Source organism: Lysobacter sp. SCRH-1R, from assembly GCF_057747855.1.
On sequence record NZ_CM173227.1, the window covers coordinates 1,959,894 to 1,982,014 of the forward strand.

Annotated in this window: 11 protein-coding genes; 6 read left to right on the forward strand and 5 right to left on the reverse strand. The window is 69.8% G+C overall.

All coding sequences use genetic code 11. From position 1 onward, the window contains the following. The first annotated feature begins 40 nt into the window (after positions 1 to 40). Both AC3ANK_RS08810 and AC3ANK_RS08815 read left to right on the forward strand, forming a co-directional pair. Positions 41 to 1,402, forward strand: coding sequence for a choice-of-anchor Q domain-containing protein (locus AC3ANK_RS08810; protein ID WP_484172766.1), 1,362 nt, complete (start codon positions 41 to 43; stop codon positions 1,400 to 1,402). A gap of 166 nt (positions 1,403 to 1,568) precedes the next feature. Next, positions 1,569 to 2,228 (forward strand): hypothetical protein, encoded by a 660-nt coding sequence (locus AC3ANK_RS08815; protein ID WP_484172767.1) that lies wholly within the window; start codon positions 1,569 to 1,571, stop codon positions 2,226 to 2,228. Between the two features lie 88 nt (positions 2,229 to 2,316). Here AC3ANK_RS08815 and AC3ANK_RS08820 read toward each other — a convergent pair whose 3' ends face one another. Next, positions 2,317 to 2,835 (reverse strand): GNAT family N-acetyltransferase, encoded by a 519-nt coding sequence (locus tag AC3ANK_RS08820; protein ID WP_484172768.1) that lies wholly within the window; start codon positions 2,833 to 2,835, stop codon positions 2,317 to 2,319. A gap of 17 nt (positions 2,836 to 2,852) precedes the next feature. Next, complete coding sequence (locus AC3ANK_RS08825) at positions 2,853 to 3,506, reverse strand: TetR/AcrR family transcriptional regulator (protein ID WP_484172769.1); 654 nt, start codon at positions 3,504 to 3,506, stop codon at positions 2,853 to 2,855. A gap of 69 nt (positions 3,507 to 3,575) precedes the next feature. Here AC3ANK_RS08825 and AC3ANK_RS08830 point away from each other — a divergent pair, with 69 nt between their 5' ends. After that, on the forward strand, positions 3,576 to 5,045 hold the full coding sequence (locus AC3ANK_RS08830) for a phytoene desaturase family protein (RefSeq protein WP_484172770.1): 1,470 nt from the start codon (positions 3,576 to 3,578) through the stop codon (positions 5,043 to 5,045). Positions 5,046 to 5,072: 27 nt separating this feature from the next. Here AC3ANK_RS08830 and AC3ANK_RS08835 read toward each other — a convergent pair whose 3' ends face one another. The 3 genes from AC3ANK_RS08835 to AC3ANK_RS08845 all read right to left on the reverse strand — a co-directional run bounded on the left by AC3ANK_RS08835 (position 5,073) and on the right by AC3ANK_RS08845 (position 9,003). Then, entirely contained in the window at positions 5,073 to 6,263 is a 1,191-nt protein-coding gene (locus tag AC3ANK_RS08835; protein ID WP_206860456.1) for a BaiN/RdsA family NAD(P)/FAD-dependent oxidoreductase, read from the reverse strand. Positions 6,264 to 6,278: 15 nt separating this feature from the next. Further along, positions 6,279 to 6,836: a YaeQ family protein gene (locus tag AC3ANK_RS08840; protein WP_206860457.1), complete on the reverse strand. Its 558-nt coding sequence runs from the start codon at positions 6,834 to 6,836 to the stop codon at positions 6,279 to 6,281. 112 nt (positions 6,837 to 6,948) lie between these two features. Further along, entirely contained in the window at positions 6,949 to 9,003 is a 2,055-nt protein-coding gene (locus AC3ANK_RS08845; protein WP_484172771.1) for a sensor histidine kinase, read from the reverse strand. A gap of 153 nt (positions 9,004 to 9,156) precedes the next feature. On the opposite strand from AC3ANK_RS08845, the gene AC3ANK_RS08850 reads away from it, so the two are divergent. From AC3ANK_RS08850 to AC3ANK_RS08860, 3 genes are all read left to right on the forward strand, one after another. Continuing rightward, positions 9,157 to 9,873 (forward strand): response regulator transcription factor, encoded by a 717-nt coding sequence (locus AC3ANK_RS08850; protein ID WP_206860459.1) that lies wholly within the window; start codon positions 9,157 to 9,159, stop codon positions 9,871 to 9,873. 423 nt (positions 9,874 to 10,296) lie between these two features. Further along, the gene (locus AC3ANK_RS08855) at positions 10,297 to 18,738 is read left to right on the forward strand and encodes an SdrD B-like domain-containing protein (RefSeq protein WP_484172772.1); all 8,442 of its coding nucleotides are present in this window, start codon (positions 10,297 to 10,299) and stop codon (positions 18,736 to 18,738) included. Beyond that, complete coding sequence (locus tag AC3ANK_RS08860; RefSeq protein WP_484172773.1) at positions 18,735 to 22,112, forward strand: Ig-like domain-containing protein; 3,378 nt, start codon at positions 18,735 to 18,737, stop codon at positions 22,110 to 22,112. The genes AC3ANK_RS08855 and AC3ANK_RS08860 overlap by 4 nt, the downstream gene beginning before the upstream one ends. Positions 22,113 to 22,121 lie beyond the last annotated feature (9 nt).

The window sequence follows — 22,121 nt, forward strand, 5'->3', positions numbered from 1 at the left end:
CGCGCTTGGCAACCGCCGATGGCACACGAGGAGTCCGCTCATGTCCCGCCATGCATCCACTTCGATGCTGCTGTGCGCCGCGTCGCTCGCGGCCGGCGCATTCCTTCCCGTCGCCGGCGCGCAGGCCGCCACGCGCGTGGTGGCCAACTGCAACGACAGCGGCGCCGGCAGCCTGCGCGGCGTCATCGCCGGCGCGCTGAGCGGCGACGTCATCGACCTGCGTTCGCTGGCGTGCACGCGCATCGCGCTGACCAGCGGCGAGATCGCGATCGCGCAGAACAGCCTCACCCTGATCGGCCGCAGCCGCGATGCGATGACGCTCGATGCGCGCCAGTCGTCGCGCGTGCTCCGGCACACCGGCACGGGGACGTTGCGCCTCCAGGACCTCACCGTCGCGTGGGGCGATCTCGATCCCGTTCCGGGCGAGGTGAGCCGGGGCGGATGCATCGCCTCGGACGGCAACGTCGAACTGCACCTGACCCGCATCCACCATTGCCGCAACGCGGCCGGCGGCTGGCTAGATTCGCCGGCGGCGGCCGGCGGCGGCATCAACGCGCTCGGCAACGTGACGGTGACGCACAGTTCGGTGTTCCTGAACGTCGCCACGTCGAACTCGACCGGTGGCGGCATCGATGCGGAAGGCCGCGTGACGCTGCTGTACAGCCACGTCTTCGACAACTACGCCTTCTACGGCGGCGGCGTGCGCGCGGGGCAGGGCGCGAGCGTGACCTACTCGACCATCCGCGACAACGACGGCGGCAGGGAAGGCGGCGGCCTGCTGCTCGAAACAGGCGACCTGCTCGTCAACAAATCCACGTTCTCGAACAATCGCCTCCATCAGGATCCGCCGTGGTCGCAATGGCCGCTCGGCGGCGGGCTGTATGCCGATGGCGTCGGCGCGCGCACGATCGTCGACAGCACCTTCTCGGGGAACGAAGCCGTGATCGCCAGCGCCGCCTACATCGAGGGCGATGCGCGGATCAACAACAGCACCATCGCCTTCAACATCGCGAAATGGGGCGACGATCCGCCCACGCCGCCGTGCGAGGAGCGCGGCGCGCTCTGGGCCGATACGCTGACGCTGTACAGCACGATCGTGGCGAACAACCCCTGCACGAACGGGGTGGGCTACGACGTGGGCATGGATGCGCCGGCGATCCTCGGCGCCGACAACCTGATCGTCCGCGCGAACGTCGCCGTGCCCGCCGACACGATCACCGCCGATCCGCGCCTGGCGCCGCTGAGCAGCAACGGCGGTCCGTCGCGCACGCACATGCTGCTGTCCGGCAGTCCAGCGATCGATCACGGCAACAATTTCCTCAGCCGCGCGTACGACCAGCGTGGGCCGGGATTCCCGCGCGTGAAGGGCGCCTTCCCGGACATCGGGGCGATCGAGCGTTGAGGGGGCGTTCGCGGACCGCCCGGGCCACCCTCGCGCAATGCTAATGTCCGCTCCGGACGTGAGCGGGCATCGCCCGCCGCGCGTCCGTTGCACCAGACGATCGCAGTCCCACGGCATGGCAGTCGTCGCCGCCATGCGCCCAGTGATGTGACCAAAGGATGGATGCATGACTACGACTCAGGAAGGAACTGCCGTAAACGCCCGGCTGGTGCGCGATGTGCGCATCCTCAAGCTGTACGCCGGGGCGACCACGCTCGCGCTGGCCGCGCTGGCATTGACCGCGGCTAAGACGCCGGATCCGGACGCGGAGATCACCGTCGAACGGATCAACATCGTCGATCCGACCGGCGTCAAACGCATGGTGATTTCCAATGCCGAGCGCTTCCCCCTGCCCAAGGTCGAAGGACGCGAGCTCCCGCGTGCGATGGCGCCGGCGGGGCTGGTGCTCTACGACTCCAAGGGGAACGAAGTCGGCGGCGTCGCGGCCAGCGATGCGAGTTTCGGCAAGATGAACGTGATGGCGTTCGATTACCCGAACTACGACGCGATCGGGCTTCTCACCCGCATCAGCCCGGACGGCAGCGACGCACTCGCCGGACTGGCGATCAACGCGCGTCCGCCGGCGAACCTGGACCCGATCGCGGCGGGGAAGGTGGCGCACACGCGCATCGCCATCCAGAACCAGAACGAGGACGCGCAGATCCTGATGGCCGATCCGCAGGGGCGCGACCGCATCCGGCTCATGGTCGATCGCAAGGGGCAGGCGAGGATCGAAGTCCTCGACGCGGATGGAAAGGTCACGTTCCGCGCGCCGGAAGGCGGCTGAGCGATCCGCATGTCGTGACCGGCAAAGGTCGCAGCCGGGATGACGCTTCGATGCACGACGTCATCCCGGTGCGGCTGGTTCGCGTGGATTACGACGTCGCTTCGAACGACGCGTGATACCGGACCGTTCCCGCGGGCACCGGGCCTTCGAAGCCGAGCGCCTGGAAGTAGGCGGGCGGTACGTCCGCGAGGGTGAGCGCGGAGTGCGCCGAGAAGCCGAAGCGGCCGTAGTAGGACGGTTCGCCGAGCACGACACATCCGCGCGCGCCGGACGCGCGCAGGCGATCCAGCGACGCGCGAATCAGCCGGCTGCCCACGCCGGTGCCCTGGCAGTCCGGCAGCACCGATACCGGGCCCAGTCCGTACCAGTCGCGGGCGCCGTCGGAGATTTCCACGGGCGAGATCGCGACGTGGCCGACGATGCCACCGTCCATCTGCGCGACGAGCGACAGCGACAGCTGTCCGGCCGAACGCAGGGCCGCGATGATGAATTCCTCCGTGCCGCTGGAGTGCTCGGCGGTAGCGAACGCGGTGCGCGTCACTTGCGCGATCGCGGCGGCGTCGTCCGGGCGCTCGTCGCGGATCAGCAATGTCTGGGGATGGATCATGTCGCTCCTGTTCGCGATCAGGTGGGGGTGGTTGGGGAACGGTGCGTGCGTGCCCGGGGGCGTCTCGCCGCCGGGCCGTCGTGGGCCGCGCCCTGCATGAAGAAGTCCAGCGCGTGCGAGAACTCGTCGGCCAGCGCGACGTCCGCCTTGCCCAGCCATGTCATGACGGCGCACAGATAGAGGAAATGCAGGTACACCGCAAGGCGTTCGGCGGGCACGTCGGCCTTGAGTTCGCCGGTCTCCTGCGCGTGCGTCACCAGCTGCACGTACAGGGGAATCATGCCGGACGCGTGCTGTTCGTCCGCGCCGTCGCGCACCTGCTGGAACCGATGACGGATGTACGGCGCCGCGTACTGCCGATGCGCTTCCCACCATTGCGCCGACGCCTCCAGCAGCGTCGCCACGCGTGAGACGAAGGAGCGCCGGCTCAGGACATCCTGCAGCACCGAGTGGAGATCGGCGCCCAGTTGCCCATGCATCCAGTGCACGAGCACCGCTTCCTTCACCGGGAAGTGGTTGTAGAGCGTGCCGCGCGCGACGTCCGCCTGCGCGGCGATCTGCTCCATGGTGACGGCCTCGTATCCGTCGCGTTCGAACAGCGCGTGCGCGGTGCTGGCGATGTGGTCGCGGGTCTGCCTGCGTTTGCGGGCGGGTCGGTCGTTGCCGGTCATGTGTGTCTTGCACTGAATTTGTACGGCGTACAATAATGGACAATGTCCAATTTCACAACGGGCCGATCCATGCGCAATCCAGAAGGACTTCCGGTGATCGTCATCGGGGCGGGGCTGTCGGGAATGGCGGCGGCGCTCGCCATCGCACGCCGGGGCAGGGACGTGATCGTGCTGGAGGCGCAGGACGCCACCGGCGGATGCTGTTCGACCACGAACGCGAACGGTTACACGTTCAACAACGGCGCGGTCTACGTCGCCGTGCCTTCACTGCTGCGTGCGGCGTTCCAGCGGCTTGGGCTCGAGTTCGACGACGAGGTTGCGCTCGCCGCGATCGAACGGCCGCATGTCGCCTGCCTGGAGAACGGAACGGCGGTGCACCTGTGGACGGTGGAGGACTCGTTCGTCGACGGCGTGCGCGATGGGCCGCGGACGCGCGAACTCCGCGACGGCCTGCGCAGGCTGCGCGAGCAGTGGGGTCCGATCTACCGGACGCTGGTCGCCGACGTGCTGCCCGAAGAGCCTTCGCTGCTGCGCACGCTTGCGAGGCTCTGGCGATACCTGCCGCGCATGGGCGGGCATGCTGGCGATCTCATCGCGTCGTACTTTTCCGACGACGACCTGCGGGCCGCGGTCGCGTCCACGCTGCTGTACACCGGGCTGCCGCCGGAACGCCTGCCTTCGACGCAGATCATCGGACTGCTGGCGCTGCTGGAGGAAGGCTTCCACCTGCCGCGCGGCGGCATGGGCGCGATCTCCGCCGCGCTGGAGCGCAAGCTTCGCCGCCGCTCGATTCCCGTGCGTTCCGGCACGTGGGTGCGCGAGATCACGGTGGAGCACGGACAGGTGCGCGGCGTCGTCCTCGCCGACGGAGAACGCATCCGGACGTCCCACGTCGTGGCGACATGCGCCGGCTTCGATGTGCTCGAACGCCTGCTGCCGGCGGATGCGGTTCCTCGCTCGCTGGTGGCGAAGGCCGAAGCGGCACCGTTGTCGCATCGGGCCGTGTCGATCCAGCTCGGCTGCTCGGGCCTGCATGCGCCGGACGCCTTCATCGTCAATCACGTCCCGTCGATGCGCGAACAGGGCGCGATGCACGTGCTCGGGGCCGCAACGCCGCAATGGCTCTCGTACACGCGGCCGACGCAGGTGCTTCCCGAACTCGCTCCATCGGGGCGTCAGATCATCGAACTGTATGCGCCCGCTAACGGTATCCGGCGTGCATCGGAGTGGGACAGGGCGATGACCGACGCGGTGGTCGGCCGGTATCTCGAAGCGTTGCAGCGGCGATTGCCGGGCTTGTCCATCGACACCACCCGCGTGCTCGACCCACGGGATTTCGCGCGCGGGCGGAACCTGTACGAAGGCGCCCTCTACGGTATCGCGCCGGGTGTCGCGCCCAACCGGTTCTTCCCGCATCGCACGCGGATCGGTGGCCTGTACCTGGGCGGACAGACCACGTTTCCGGGCTATGGCGTGCCGTCCGCGATCCTGTCCGGCATACAGAGCGCAGAGGCGTTGCTTGGCGATGCGATGCGCTGAGGGCGCGCGGCGACGGCGGCGATGTCGTTACACCGCATTCCCCGCCGCATGCCCCGACGCCCACGCCCACTGGAAGTTGTAGCCGCCGAGCCAGCCGGTGACGTCGATGACCTCGCCGATGAAATACAGCCCCGGCACGCGCCGGGACTGCATCGTGCTGGACGAGAGTTCGTCGGTGTCGACGCCGCCGAGCGTCACTTCGGCCGTGCGATAGCCCTCGGTGCCGCTGGCGACCAGCGCCCAGTCGCCCAGCACCTGCGCGATCTCGCGCAGTTGCGGCACGTTGTACTGCTTCATCGGACGATTGGGCAGCCAGTGCTCGCACAGCCGCTGCGCGAAACGCTTCGGCATCGCCTCGCCGAGCAGCGTCTTGAGTTCGGCGGCGGGCCGTTCGCGCTGCCATTGCTGCAGGGTTTCCAGCGCGTCGCGGCCGGGGAGCAGGTCCAGGCGCAGGTCGTCGCCGGGTTGCCAGTACGAGGAGATCTGCAGGATCGCCGGACCGCTGACGCCGCGATGCGTCACCAGCATGTAGTTGCTGAAAGCCGCGCCGTTGCAGCGCGCCGTCACCGGCAGCGCGACGCCGCTCAGGTCCGCCAGGCGTTCCTGGTGCTTTCCGCTCAGGGTGAGCGGCACGAGTCCCGCGCGCGTGGGCAGCACGGCGTGGCCGAAGCGGCGTGCGAGGTCGTAACCGAAACCGCTCGCGCCCATGCTCGGGATCGACAACCCGCCGCTCGCCACCACCAGCGCGGGCGCCGCGAAGTTGCCGCGCGTGGTGTGCAGGCGGAAGCGCGCGTCGTCACTGTCGCCGTGTGCGAGCTTCTCGATGCTGCAACCGGTCTCGACGCGCACGCCTGCCTGCGCGCATTCGTCCAGCAACATCTTCACGATCAGCTTGGACGATTCGTCGCAGAACAGCTGCCCGAGTTCCTTCTCGTGGTACGCGATGCCGTGGCGTTCGACCATGTCGATGAAATGCCACGGCGTGTAGCGCGCCAGCGCCGACTTGCAGAAATGCGGGTTGGCCGACAGGTAGTTCGCCGGCGTGGCGCCGGTGTTGGTGAAATTGCAGCGACCGCCGCCCGACATCAGGATCTTCTTGCCGACGCGGTTGGCGTGTTCGACCACCAGCACGCGCCTGCCGCGCTGGCCGGCGGTCAGCGCGCACATCAGCCCGGCGGCGCCGCCGCCGACGATCATCACGTCGAAATGCGCGTTCATGCCGGACGGGCCATCTCAGGCCGCGTGCGCGGCCGGCGCCATGCGCGTGCGGGGACGCAGCGCGACCGAGGCGCGGTCGCCCATCAGCTGCAGCTCGCCGTCCTGCACGATCGCGTTGAAGCGCATGCTGCGCTCGATCATCGCGCCGAGCGCCTCGACCGATGCGGCGTCGACGTCGATGACGGTGAGGTTGTCCAGCCGCGCCAGCGCGGAGGCGTGCCTGTCCCACCACAGGTCGGCGGCGCGTCCGCCGTAATTGACCACCACGACCTGCCGCGCGCGTCCGCACGCCTTGCGGATGCGCGATTCGTCGGGTTGCCCGAGATCGATCCACAGCTCGATGTCGCCGGTGTAGTCGCGGCGCCACAGATCGGGTTCGTCGTCGGTGCTCAGGCCCTTGCCGAACTCCAGCCGTTCGCTGGCGAACAGCGCGAAGGCGACCACGCGCACCATCAGCCGCTCGTCCGTCTCGGACGGATGCTGGGCGAGGGTGAGCGGGTAGGTCGCGTAGTGATGCCGGTCGAGGTCGCTGAGCTGGAGCTCGGCCTTGACCACGGTCGCCTTGAGCGCCATGTGCGGGGATACCTTGCGGGAAAAGCGGAGCGCGCATTCTAGGCGCTCGCGGGTGTGCGACGGGCGATGCGGGCGCGCTCCTGTCAGTCCCGAATCCCGAATCCCGACTTCTTCAGGCCACCACCTCGTCCCCGCGCTCCGGCACCCGCACCGGCGCCTCCTCCGCGAGCGGCGCGGCGCACGGGATCCGCAGCGAGAACGTCGATCCCTCCGGCCCCGCGTCGGCGAGCACCAGGTCGCCGCCGTTGCGGCGGGCGATCTCGCGCGCCAGATGCAGGCCGAGGCCCGCGCCGGGTCGGCCGCTGCCGTCGGAGCCGCGCACGTAGCGCTGGAAGATGCGCTCGCGGTCGGCCTCGGGGACGCCGCCGCCGCGATCGCCGACATCGATGCGCACCTGGTCGCCCGCGTGGTACGCGCGCACCCGTACGGTGGTTTCCAGCGGCGAGTACTTCAGCGCGTTGTCGATCAGGTTCGACAGCGCGATGGTCAGCAGCGGCAGGTCGCCTTCGACCACCGGCAGTTCGACGTGGCAGACCGCGTCCAGGCGCTCGTCCATCGCCGAATGCAGTTCGGCCGCCGCGGAGATCAGCGTGCGCGGCGCGAAGCGCGTGGCGGCGCGCGCGGCTTCCGGTTCGCGCATGCGATCGTCGGCGAGGTAGGTTTCGATCATCGCCGTCATGCGTTGCGTCGCGCGATCCAGGCGAGCGAGCCGCTGCTGAAGGTCCGCCCCGGCCAGCGAGGAATGCGTGCGCAGGCGCTGTGCGACCGCCTTGATGATCGACAGCGGCGTACGGAATTCGTGCGAGACCATCGCGACGAACTCGCGCTGCGTCTCGTGCGTCGTCCGCTCGGAGCGCAGCGCCGCGTCGAGTTCGGCCTGCGCCGCGCGGCGTTCGGCGATCTCGGTTTCCAGGAGGCGGTTGATCGACGCGAGTTCGGCGGTGCGTTCGGACACCTTCTGGTCGAGGCGGGCCTCGGCGCGGATCGACATCTCCAGCGCGCGGCGCTCGGAATCGCGCAGGCGCGACATCAGCGCGACGCTCAGCATGACCATGTGCACCAGGCCGATGAAATCCAGGCTGTGGCGCGTCCATTCGTTGCTCGGCAGCAGCCCGAGCGTGTGGCTCATCGCGGCGGACGAACCGGCCACCTGCACCGCGAAGGCGATGACGACCCAGCGCAGGTCCGGCCGCGCGCGCCACTGCATGACCAGCAGGCACGCGAACACCGGCTGCCACAGCACGCGCAGCCAGAGCATCGCGACCAGTACCACACCATCGGGCAGGAACAGCAGCAGCACCGTGCCCGACACCAGCGCGAGCGACAGCGCGCAGGCCAGCGCGTACGCCCAGGGCAGGCGGCGGCCGATCTCGATCAGCTGCACGCCGAACCACAGCGTGTAGCCCATCGTCACCAGCGCGAGCGCGCGCGTGAGGTACACGACGCTGCCCGGCTGGCCGCGGAACCACCACTGCGCGGCGAAGCCTTCCAGCAGCAGCAACAGCGCCAGGAACAGCGACAGGTACATCGCGCAGTACAGGTACAGCGACCGGCGCAGGTCGAACCAGAAATACACGTTCAGCAGCACCAGCAGCCCGAGCGCGCCGAAGTACAGGCCCCAGATCGCGTACTCGCGCCCGGCCATCGCGGCGAAGGCCTCGGGCCGCCACAGCTGCGGCGTGACCAGGATCGCCCCCTGGCTCGCGACGCGCACGAACAGCACGCGCGGTCGCGCATCGTCGTCGCGCACGTCCAGCGCGAACACCGGCTTGCGGAACGCAACGTCGCGCTCGACGAACGGCGTCGACGCGCCGAGCTCGCGGCCCTCGTCGCCGATGCCGTCCGCGTACAGCCGCACCGAACCGATCCGCGCGGGGCAGGGCACGAACCACCACGTGCCCGGCGCGAGGTCGTCCGGCAGCGCGATGCGCACCCACACCGCGCCGTCGCGGTAGGTCGCGCGTTCGAACGGGCCGCCGCCGGAGAACGCCTCGGCCGGCATGCGCCGTACCGCGTCGTACGTGAGCCGGCCGGTGGGATCGGCAAGGTGGGAGGCGTACGGCGCCAGGTCGATCCCGCCGGAAGCATGCGCCTGCGCACGCGCGCCCGCCGGCCACGCGCACGCGGCCAGCGCAAGGAGCAACGTCAACAGCAGACGCGAGGACATGGATGACGGTACGTGCACGGAAGGAGGTCCGATGGCCGCCTGCGGTTCGTCCCGCGCGGCACCCCTCATCGGACCGTGGCGCTATCGATACCACATCCAACCCGCACAATCGGCAAAGACCGCCTTGCCGGCTCCGGTCGTAACATGGAGCGCATGCCCAACCGTTCTGCCGCCATCGACACGGCCCCGCGCGAACTCGCCAACCTCCGGGTGGCGCTGGTCGAAGACGACCCGGACCTGCTCGAGGAACTGGCCGACGGCCTGCGCGACGCCGGCTTCGAGGTGAGCGCCTGCGCGAGCGCCGAAGCCTTCTGGCTCGCCAGCACCCACACCGCGTTCGACCTGGTCGTGCTCGACCTCGGCCTGCCGCGCGAGAGCGGCATGTCGGTGCTGCGGCGCCTGCGAGAAAGTTCGGGCATTGGCGTGGTGGTGCTCACCGCGCGCATGCTGCCGGCCGACCACGCGCAGAGCCTGTCGGAAGGCGCCGATGCGTTCCTGTCCAAGCCGGTCGACCTGCACGTGCTCGAAGCCACGCTGCGCAGCGTCGTGCGGCGCATGAAACCGGTGGCGCCCACGATCGCGTGGCGCCTGACCGCCGACGGCTGGTCGCTGTGCACGCCGCGCGGCGGCATCGTCGAACTCAGCGCGCAGGAACGCCTGCTGCTGGAGGTCGTGATGGAATCGCCCGGCAGCGTGGTCTCGCGCGAAACGCTGCTGGAACGCTTCGACCGCACGGGCGAGGAGATCGATCCGCAACGGCTCGACATGCTCGTGCACCGGCTGCGCAAGAAGGTGGCGCAGGCCGGGCATCGCCTGCCGCTGCGCACGCTGTATCGCAGCGGATACGTGTTCCAGGTCGACCCGGCCTGACTTCATCGGCTGATCCGGACGCGACGGCCGCACGACCGGCCGCACGCTTGGCGCGATCTGTCGGTTCGGAAGAATTCGATAGATTCGAAAAGATTTCGTCATTGAGCGTGCGCTGCGTCACAGTTACAGTGCCGCCCGCTCAGCGACCGGCGGAGTCGGCCATGCCTGCATGGCGACCTCGCGTCGCGTTCCAGATCCGCTTTTCCTGGCACATCCCTTGCAGCGAACGCGCCCGTTCACCGGGCCGCCGCATGGCCACGCCGTGAGCTGAGCAGACAGGCCGGCCGAATGCCGGCGCTGCGACAAACCAGGGGATTACGCATGGATCCGGTCCGTTCCGCCCGCCGCTTCGCGCGCGGGGAGAGGTTGTGCACGCTCGAAAAAGCCGACGCGACGAGTGCGCGCGGCCGTACGCGCCGTTTCATGCGCGCACTGGCCTGCGCGGCGCTGCTCGCGTCGTGGTCGCCGCTGGCGTGGGCGGTCGACCTGCAGCTGACGAACCTCTCCGACGACGGTTCCGATCCTTCGCCGGCCGGCAGCGTGGTGAACTACAGCGTCACGCTGGAGAACATCGCCGGCGACACCGCCAGCAACGTGCGCAGCGTGTTCGACCTGCCGGCCGGAAGCACGGCGGTGAACCTGCCGGCGTTCTGCTCGGTCGATGCGGGCGAGGCCACGCGCGTGGTGTGCAGCCACGGCGACGTGCTCGGCACGCTCGGCGGCGGCAACGCGGTGAGCTTCCAGCTGCAGGTGAGCACGCAGGGCATGCCGGTCGGGACGATCTCGATCGACGGCGCGGTCGGCAGCGGCGAGGCGCCGCCGGCGTCGGTGAAGGTGCCGGAGCTCGGCGCGCCCTTCATCAGCGACACCAACGTCGACAACAACCGCGAAAGCCAGACCACCACGCTCACCACGGCGGGCGATCTGCAGCTGACCAAGACCGCCGACGTCGATCCGGTCGTGGCCGGCGCGCTGATCACCTACACGCTGACCGTGCGCAACAACGGTCCCAGCGCGAGCAGCGGCTTCAACGTGGTCGACACGCTGCCCAGCGGCGCGACCTTCGTCGGCCCGGCGACCGGTTCGGGCTGGAACTTCGACGGCGCGAACGCGACCCATCCCGGCACGCTGGCGGTCGGCGCGAGCGCGAGCTACCAGTTCCGCGCGCGCGTGACCGCCGCCGGCGGCACCGTCGTCAACAGCGCGGCGGTGCACGCGGGCGCCACGCCCGATCCGATCATCGCCAACAACACCGACGACGTCGGCGCGACCGTCGTGCCGGGCGCGGACATGGAGATCACCAAGTCCGCATCGCCGACGCCGGCGACCGGCGGACAGCCGATCACCTTCACCCTCACCGCGCTCAACCGCGGCCCGAGCGTCGCGGCGGACGTGAGCCTCACCGACACGATGCCGGCGGGGTTCCTGATCACCGGCGGCACCCAGCCCGCCGGCTGGACCTGCACCACGACCGTCGACCAGACCGCGCGCACCTGCACGCATGCGGGCAGCTATGCCGCCGGCGAAAGCGACACCTTCACCATCGAGGCGATGGTGCCGTCGACCGGGCAGGGCAGCAGCGGCGACCAGACCAACACCGCGACGATCGCCAGCGGCACCGCCGATCCGGTGGCGGCCAACAACACCGACAGCGTGACCTTCACCGTGCTCGCCGACGGCGCGGACCTGGAACTGGCGAGCAAGACCAAGTCGCCGGGCATCGTCACCACGTGGAGCGGCAGCGGCGACGACAGCGACAGCCGCATGACCTCGACGATCCGCGTGCGCAACCTCGGCCCGCGTCCGGCGACGGGACAGGTGCAGGTCGCCGATCAACTCGCGGCGGGCGAGGAGTTCCTGTCCTCCAGCGGCCCGTGGACCTGTACCGCGCCGCCGTACACCGGAGTGTCGACGCGGCAGACCGTGCTGTGCTCGCTCGATCCGGGGACGTTGCCGCTGGCCGTCGCCGACGGCGGCGGCAATCCGCTCGCGCCCGCGCTCACCATCGTCACGCGCGCGCGTGCCGCGGGCGACCTGATCAACAACGCGTGCACCGGCGGCAGCGGCGGCACGGCCGAACCGCTGACCGGCAACGGCATCGACGTCGACGGCAACACCGCCAACGACTGCACCGGCGCCGGCGTGCGCACGACCGCCGAACGCGCCGACCTTCGCATCACCAGGCAGACCAACGGCCTGGGCAACACCGACAACACGCTGCCGCTGGGCTACACCGGCGTGGACTTCACGCTCACCGTCACCAACGACGGCCCGAACGGGACCGCCGGCGTGGTCGTCAACGACCAGATTCCGGGTTTCATCTCCGGCACCTCCAGCGCGAGCGTCGATGCGCCGTCCGGCTGGAACTGCAACGTCGATGGCAATGGCAGCGTGCAGTGCCGTTCGAACAACACCGTGCTGGTGCCCGGTGCGTCGGTCGCGCTGGTCGTGCACGTGACCGGTCCGCTCAACGACAGCGCGAACCAGGGCCCGACGACCTGCGCGGGCGGCACGCTCAGCGGCATCCGCTGCGGCCGGGCCGGCGTGGGCGTGGACGCGGCCATCGAGGGCGCGGTGGGCGAGGTCGACACGACCAACAACTCGGCGTCCGACTGGGTCCGCATCCCGCGCATGGCGAACGTGCGAACGCTGGAGAAGGAAATCACCAGCGGCGCGCTCGGCCGCGAAGGCGTGGAGAGCGTCTACCGCATCGACTACGACAACCAGGGTCCGTCCACCGCGGTGGGCGTGGTGTTCCGCGACGTGTTCACGCTGGCGGCGAACGACGCCGGCTTCGTGATGATCGGCGCGCACCGCACCACCGGTGGCAACGGCGAAACCGCGTGTTCCGTCGCGGCCGGACCGGGCGTGAACGTGGTCGGCGCGGCGGGCGGCGATTCGTATTCGACGTCCGGCTCGTCGGGCACCGTCACCGTGACGTGCCCCGCGCTCGACATGGGCAGCGGCGTCGGCGAAAGCGTCACCATCACCATCCGTCCGAACAACCAGGCGGGCGGCAGCGCGGGCCGTCGTTTCGACAACGTCGCCGATTTCACCTTCACCGGCGCGTCGACCGGCACCGACGGCCTGGGCGAATTCGACTACAACGCCGTCGACACCGCCGCCGACGACGAGAAGACCGCCACGCTCACCTTCCAGGCGAACGCGGTGGACCTGCTGACCAACCAGGTCGACACCGGCTTCGGCCCCAGCGGGCAGGACCCGCTGGGTTACGACCCGAACACGCCGTCGGCGAACGTCATCAGCTATCGCACGAGCGTGACCAACCAGGGTCCGTCGGTCGCCAACAACGTGCGCATCCGCGAGACGATCACGCCGTTGCCGGGGCGCACGGTCACGTTCCTCGGCACCTCGCTCACGCCCGATGGCGCGATCGAATCTCCGTCGCGCTGCAGTGTCGTCGGCGGCAGCAATCCGACCACGGGCGCGCCGCTGGAACTGGACTGCGTGATGCCGGGCGCCGGCTTCGGCACCAACCTCGACGGCGTGGTCGGCGTGGGCCAGACCAGCACGGTCTTCCTGCGCTTCCGCTACGACACGCCGCCGGGCGCCACCGGTGACACCATCACCAGCGTCGCCGTCGCCAGCTCCGACGAAGCCGACACGCAGCCGGGCAACAACAGCGAGGGCGAGAACACCTCGATCCGCTCGCGCGCCGACGTCGCCGTGAGCAAGACGATGGTGCTCGCCGCCGACCAGGACCCGAACGTCCCGCTGCCCGCGACGGTGACGAAGGTGTCGATCCTGCAGCCGTTCTTCTACGTCATCGACGTGGTGAACGAGGGCCCGGGTTCGAGCCTGTCGCTGGACCGTGGCGGCTCCAATCCGTTGAACGGCACCGGCACGGTCGTCACCGATACGCTGCCGGCCGGCGTGGCAATCACCGGTCCGATCACCTGGCGCAAGCGCGGCGTCAACGCCGGTGGCCAGGAGCCCAACGGCACCGGCCAGTGCACGCGGTCGGGCAACGTGGTGACCTGCAACCTGGGCGACGTCACCTTCGATCCGTCCGAAGCCGGCCGGGTGCGCATCCTCGTGCCGGCGCGCTGGGACAACGTGCCCGCGGGCAACACCAGCAACAACCGCGCGAGCGTGGACAGCGAGCAGGTCGATCCGGATCCGTCCAACGACAGTGTGACCGTGCGGCTGGACATCACCAGTTCCTCGCTCGCCGGCACCGTGTTCGAGGACCGCCAGCGCGACGGCACCAACGGCGGCACGCCGCAGGCCGCCACCGGCGAACCGCGCGTGGCGAACGTGACCATCCGCCTCACCGGCACCGATGCCTACGGCAACGCGGTCAACCGCACGACCACGACCGACGCCAGCGGCAACTACCGCTTCGCCAATCTCGCGCCGTCGAATGCGACCGGCTACACCATCACCCAGACGCAGCCGACCGGTTACGTCAACGGCCCGGTGAATCCGCCGGCGTCGGGCGCCAGCGCGCCGTCGCTGGGCGGCACCTACGACGCCGGCGCGCCGAACTCGGCCTACACCGCCGTGGTGGTGGGCGCGGAGGACACGGGCCAGCGCTACCACTTCCCGGAAGTGCGCCGACCGAGCCTGTCCGGCTTCGTCTACTCCGACGACAACTTCGACGACGTGCGCAATCCCGGCGTGGACGCGCCGATCGCCGGCGCGACCGTCGAGCTGCTCGACGCGACGACGGGCGCGGTGATCGCGACCCGGACCACCAACGCGTCGGGCTTCTACCAGTTCACCGACCTCGACCCGACCATCCCCTACACGCTGCGCGAGCCGCTGCCGGCGGGCAGCTTCGTCAACCGTCCGGGCGCGGTGAATCCGGGCCTGATCAACGGCGCGGCCTGCACCAGCGGCTGCGTCGTCGGCACCGGCGTCGCGCCCGATGCGCCGACCACCGACCGCATCGCGCAGATCGATCTGTCCTCCGGCGCCAGCGGCACCGAGTTCAACTTCGGCGAAGCGGCGAACGGCGCGTCCATCGCCGGCCGCGTGTGGCTGGACGTCGATAACGACGGCGTCGTCGACGCGGGCGAAACCGGCATCGCGAACGTGTCGGTCGTGCTCACCGGCACCGACCAGACCGGCGCGCCGGTGAACCTCACCACGACCACCGGTCCGGACGGCACGTATTCGTTCACCGGTCTCGTCGCGGGCAACTACACCGTCACCGAACCCACGCAGCCGACCGGCACGCTCAACGGCCGCACGGTCGCAGGTTCCGCGGCCGGTACGCCGAGCGCACCGGCGGTCGTGCCCTCGACCATCAACGCCATCGCGCTGGGCGTGAACCAGGCCGCGACCGGCTACAACTTCGGCGAGATCCAGCCGGCCTCCGTCAGCGGTCGCGTGTACCACGACCACGACGACGACGGCCGCATCGATGCGGGCGAAACCGGCATCGCGGGCGTGACCATCACGCTCACCGGCAACGCCGACGACGGCCGTCCGGTCAGCCTGACCACGGTCACCGACGCGAACGGCGCGTACGCCTTCCTCGACGTGCGCCCCGGCACGTACACGGTGACCGAGCCGACGCAGCCGGCGAACACCACCAACGGCCTCACCACGCCGGGCAACATCGGCGGCGTGCCGATGGGCACGGCGACCGGTCGCACGGTCGTGCCGTCGGCGATCGCCGGCATCGTGCTCGCGCCGGAACAGAGTTCGGTCGAGAACAACTTCGGCGAGATCGCCGATTCGCCGGACCTGCGCGTGAGCAAGTCGGCGACGCCGGGCACGTTCACCGTCGGCACCGAAAGCGCCTACACCGTTCGCGTGCGCAACGCCGGCAACGCGCCGACCGCCGGCGAGTACGAGGTCGAGGACCGCCTGCCGACCGGCGTGACGCTCGCCGCCACGCCGGAAGGCACGGGTTGGACCTGCGTTGGTGCCGTCGGCGCGAACCGCTTCCGCTGCACCAGCACGGTAGTCCTCGCGCAGGGCACCACGCATCCGGCCGACATCGCGGTGCCGGTTGAGGTGTCCGCCGCCGCAGCCGCCGCGTCGCCGATCGTCAACGCGGTGATCGTGCGCGGCGGTGGCGAGACGCCGGCGCGCGTGCCGACGCAGGCCGAGGAGGACGCGTTCGCTGGCAACGTCGACACGCTGCCGGTGTGCGATCCGGCCATCGCGCACAACGCGTGCCGCATCGAAACGCCGGTGCAGCGCGGCGCGTCCATCGCCGGCCGCGTGTTCTACGACAACAACGACAACGGCGTGATCGACGCCGCGGACGAAGTCGGCATCGCCGGCATCGACCTCGTGCTGACCGGCACGGACGAACTCGGCAACGCCGTGAACGTCACCGTCGCCACCGACGCCGACGGCCGCTACGCGTTCCCCAACCTGCGCCCGGGCACGTACGTGGTGACCGAACCGACGCAGCCGCCGGGCAGCACCAACGGCATCACCACCGCGGGCACGATCAATGGCGCGAGCGTGGGCACGGCGACGGCGAAGACCGTCGTGCCGTCCGCGATCTCGGCCATTGCCGTCGCCGCCGGTCAGGATTCCATCGAAAACAACTTCGGCGAAGTCGCCGATTCGCCCGACCTGGTCGTCACCAAGTCCGCCACGCCCGAGCGCTTCACGGTCAACAACACCGCGACGTACTCGATCCGCGTCCGCAACATCGGCCCGAAGACGACCGTCGGCGAATACGCGGTCGAGGATCGCCTGCCGACCGGCGTGACACTGTCGGCGACGCCGACGGGCAACGGCTGGACGTGCACGGGCAAGGCGGGCGAATCGCGCCTGCGCTGCGTGAACCGCGCGCCGATCGCCTCGGGCGCGACGCTGGGCGACGCGATCACCGTGCCGGTGAAGGTCTCCGCCAGCGCGGCGGCGGCCTCGCCGATCCGCAACGCGGTGATCGTGCAGGGCGGTGGCGAGGACGCGCAGCACGTGCCGACCGCCGCCGAGCGCGCGGCGTTCGAAGGCGACGGTTCGAAGCTGCCGGTGTGCGATCCGGCGATCTCGCAGAACGCCTGCCGCATCGAAACGCCGGTGCAGGCCGCGGCCTCGCTGTCGGGCACGGTGTGGTTCGACATCGGCGATGACGACGTGCGGCTCGACGGCGGCGATCGCCGCCTGAAGGGCTGGACGGTGGAAGTCGTCGATCCGGCGAGCGGTCGCGTCGTCGCCACGACCACCACCGCCGCCGACGGCAGCTATCGCGTGGCCGACCTCGTGCCGGGCGTGCGCTGGAACGTGCGCTTCCGCGATCCGGATTCCGGCGCGCTGTGGGGCTTCCCCGTCACCGGCGAAACCGCGCGCGGCCCGGTCGCCAAGTGCGACACCGCCGGCGCGCTGGCGAACCATCACGCGTCCTCGTGCCGCAACACCGCCGGCGGCGTGAGCCAGCTGGAGGTGGTGCTGGTCTCCGGCGAGAACCTGCCGCAGCAGAGCCTGCCGATCGATCCGAGCGGCGTCGTCTACGACGCGGTGACGCGCGATCCGGTGCCGAACTCGGTGGTGACGCTGGAACCGGCGGGCGTGTGCCCGGCGTTCGATCCCGAAACCGCGCTGCTCAACGTGGCCGCGGGCGGGTACGAGGTCGAAGGCAACCGCGTCTCGATGACCGTCGGAAACGACGGCTTCTACCAGTTCCTGTTCGGCCCGGCCGCGCCGGCGAGCTGCGAATTCCGCCTCACCGTCACGCCGCCGTCGGGCTACACCTTCCAGTCGCAGATGATCGCGCCGCAGTCGGGCACGCTCGCGCCGCCGGGCGGGGTGGGCACCACGTACCCGGTGCAGCCGCAGTCCACGCCGCCGTCGGGCGCGGTGGGCGATGCGACGCGTTACTACCTGACGCTGGTCGGCGGTTCCGGCACCGCGGGGATCATCCACAACCACATCCCGCTCGATCCGGCCGTCGCGCCGGGCCTGGCGATCAGCAAGACCGGCGACCGCCAGACGGTCGAGGTCGGCGACACGCTGCTGTACACGATCACCATCCGCCAGACCGCGGGCAACGCGCTGGCGTCGGTGAACGTGCTCGACCGCCTGCCGCCGGGCTTCACCTACATCGAAGGCACGGCGCGCGCGAACGCGGCGGCGATCCCCGAACCGCTCGGCAAGCCCGGCCCGCTGCTGTCGTTCCAGGCCGGCGGCATCCGCCTGGGCGAGCAGATCGTCCTGAACTACCGCGTGCGCGTTGGCGTCGGCAGCCAGCAGGGCGACGGCATCAACCGCGCGCAGGCGCACGGCTGCAACATCGCCGGCGGTTGCGTCGATGCGAACTCGCTGCAGCCGCGCGCGGGCGCCGTGGCATCGAACCGCGCCGAGTACCGCGTGCGCGTCACCGGCGGCGTGTTCACCGAAGAAGGCTGCGTGCTCGGCAAGGTGTTCGTGGACTGCAACAACAACCACGTGCAGGACCGCGAGGAACTGGGCGTGCCGGGCGTGCGCATGTACTTCGAGGACGGCACCTGGATGGTGTCGGATTCGGAAGGCAAGTACAGCTACTGCGGCCTGCCGCCGAAGAGCCACACGCTCAAGGTCGACGGCTCGACCTTGCCGGTCGGCTCGCGCCTGACCACCAGCAGCAACCGCAACCTCGGCGACGCGGACAGCCTTTTCATCGACCTGAAGAACGGCGAGCTGCATCGCGCCGACTTCATCGAGGGCAGCTGCTCCAACCCGGTGCTCGAACAGGTGAAGGCACGTCGCACGCAGGGGGAGGTGCGCGCGCCGGAAACCGAAACCGACCAGAAGCCGCTGCGTTTCGACAGCAAGTCGCCGCGCTGGCCGCAACAGGGCACGGATTCGTCGAAGCAGACGCCGCGCATCGTCGAGCCGCGATCGACGGAGCCATCGACCACGAGTGACGCGCGCAACCCGGAGGCGCAGCCATGAGCCGTGCACGCATGCAACATCCGCGCGCACCGAAGCTGCGCATGACCACGCTCGCCTGCGCGCTGCTGGCGTTGCCGGCCTTCGCCCAGACCGTCGGGCAGCCGGGCCGCTTCACGCCGGTGCTGGGCGAAGCCGAAGCGCTGTATCCGCGCGCGCCGCAGGCCACCGATGCGCCGCCGCGCGTCACCGCCGTCGCGTCCGGTGACGTCGATTACGCCGTCAACGCGCAAGCCGCGCTGGTCGAAGTGGAGCTCGATCGCGACGGCGTGCCGGCCGACGGCCAGTCGCCGGTGCACGTCACCGTGCGCATCCGTGGCAACGGCGGCGAACCGCTGCATGGCGAAAGCTTCGCGACGATCGAACATTCCGGCGGACGCGTGAAGCTGCCCGGCGCGCGCACCGATGAACTCGGTCCCGCGCACCTGGACGCCGACCGCGCGACGCCCGGCGTGCAGCTGCGCGTGGTCGACGGCGTCGCCGAGTTCGACCTGCTCGCGCCACACGATCCGCAGGACGTGCTGCTGCGCATCACCGCCGGCGGCGAAACGGCCGAAGGCGTGGTGAGCTTCCTCCCGGAAATGCGCGAGATGATCGCGACGGGCCTGATCGAAGGCATCGTCAACTTCAAGCGCGACCGCAACAGCGTCATCGATCCGGTGCGCAGCGACGACGGTTTCGAGCGCGACATCCGCCGCTGGGAAAAGCAGTTCAACAACGGCAAGGCGAACGCCGCCGCGCGCACCGCGTTCTTCGTCAAGGGTCGTATCAAGGGCGAGTACCTGCTCACCGCGGCCTACGATTCGGACAAGGACGTGCGTGGCCGCCTGCTGCGCGACATCGATCCGGAGGAGTTCTATCCGGTGTACGGCGATTCGTCGCTGCGCGGCTTCGATGCGCGCTCGGCCGAGCGCCTGTACGTGCGCATCGACAACAAGCGCAGCTACCTGCTGTACGGCGATTTCCAGACCGGCGACGGCCTGGCCAACACGACCGGCGTGGGCACGCGCGGCGGTGCGATCCCGCAACGCAGCCTGGGCACGTACAACCGCACGGCCACCGGCCTGGGCTGGCACTACGAGAACGATCGCGCGCGCACCAACGTGTTCGCGATCGAGGACTCGCTGCGCCAGGTCATCGACGAGTTGCCGAGCCAGGGCAGCGGCCCGTACGGCCTGAGCAACAACGCCGTGCTGGAAGGCAGCGAGCGCGTGGAGGTGATCGTGCGCGATCGCAACCAGCCTTCGCGCATCGTTTCCGTGCGTCCGCTCGCGCGTTTGGTCGATTACAGCTTCGAGCCGTTCTCCGGACGCATCCTGCTCAACCAGTTCCTGCCGTCGTTCGACAGCGGGCTCAATCCGGTGTCGCTGCGCGTGACGTACGAGCTCGACCAGGGCACGGAGAAGTTCTGGGTCGTCGGCGCCGACGGGCAGGTCCGCATCACCGACCGCTTCGAGATCGGCGGCAGCTACGTCGACGACCGCAATCCATTCGCGTCGTTCGAGATGGGCAGCGCGAACGTCGGCGTCCGCCTGGGCAAGAACACGTATCTTGCGCTGGAAGCCGCGCGTACGCGCAGCGACGTCAACACCAACCCGATCAACCAGTACTCGACGCCCGCGCTGCAGGACCTGAGCGGTGAGGTCGAAGGCGATGCGTACCGCCTGGAGTTCGCGCACACGGGCGAGCCGTTCGACGCGCGCGTGTTCGCGGCGCAGACCGATCCGGCGTTCAACAATGCGGCATCGCCCTTGTACGGCGGCCGTGGCGAATACAACGCCGAGGCGACGTACCGCGCGGGCGAGCGCACCGAGCTGTACGTCGAGGCGCTGCGCAGCGAGGACCGCAACCCCGACGGCGGCGAACGCGATGCGGCCGGCGCCGGCGTGCGCTACCAGGCGACCGAACGGCTCACGCTGGACGGCGGTTATCGCGCGATCCGTGAAACCGTGGGCGCGTATTCGACGTGGTCGAGCCAGATGCCGTTCGGCGACACCGGCGGACTGAGCGGCGGTTATGCGACCGGCGCGGGAGGCGGTGCGCTCGGTTACGGCCAGCAGCCGCTGGATCCGCTGAGCGGCCTGCCGGTGATCCGCAGCAACGGCACGGTGCCGACGAGCGACCTGCCGGTGGGCACGGAACTGTCGTCGGACACGGTGCGCCTCGGTGCCGGTTACAAGATCACCGACCGCATCGTCATCGGCGGCGAAGCCGAGCAGGACGTGCGCGGCGAGGATCGCAACCGCGTCGCGCTCGGCGCCGATTACCAGTGGCGCGAACGCACGCGACTGTATGGCCGCTACGAGAAGCAGACCGGCCTGACCAGCGAGTACGGCATCGCGCAGGCGCATGGCGAAAGCGATGCGCTGGTGCTCGGCGTGGACAGCAGCTACCTGCGGGACACGCAGGCGTTCACCGAATACCGCATGCGCGATGCGATCTCCGGCCGCGACCTGCAGGCCGCGTCGGGCATCCGCAACCAGTGGGACATCCGCGAAGGCCTGCGCCTGAGCAGTTCGGCCGAACACGTGAAGGTCTACGACGGGCAGACCGGCGACGCGACCGGCCTGGCGTTCGCGCTGGATTACAGCGCTAATCCGCTGTGGCGCGGTGCGGCGCGCGTGGAGTACCGCATCTCCGGCGACGTCCGCGAAACCGACACCGACGAGCGTTTCGACACCACGCTGGTGCAGCTGATGGCCGCGCGCAAGCTCAATCGCGACTGGACGCTGCTCGCCCGCAATTACCTGCTGCGCACGGATTACGCCGCGCGTGGCGATGTGTTGCAGGACCGGTTCCAGCTCGGCGTGGCGTATCGCGATACCGATCGCAACCGCGTCAACGCGCTCGCCCGCTACGAGTACAAGCTGGAGAAGGACGAAAGCGGGCTGGTGACCGGCAGCGCGAGTTCGGGTGACGGCGGGCAGGACCTGCGCGTGGCGGCGCACATCGTCAGCACGCATGCGGACTGGCATCCGTCGCGTCCGTGGTGGCTGACCGGCCGCGTCGCCGCGAAGTGGCAGCGCGACGAGTTCATCTACGCCGACGGCCAGCGCGTGGAAAGCCGTTTCCGCGGCGTGCTCGTCTCCGGCCGCGCGGTGTACGACATCACCGAGAAGTGGGACGTCGGCGTGCTCGCCGCGTCGTTCCGCGGGCAGGACGGCGCGAACCAGTACGCCGCCGGCTTCGAAGTCGGTCGCCTGCTGCGCCAGAACCTGTGGCTGTCGGCCGGCTACAACTGGACCGGCTTCCGCGGCGACGACGATCTGAGCGGATACGAATACACACAGGAAGGCCTGTTCCTGCGCCTGCGGTTCAAGTTCGACGAGGACCTGTTCCGCCGCGAGGACCGCCGTTACCGCGAACCCCAGCATTGAGATGAAGGC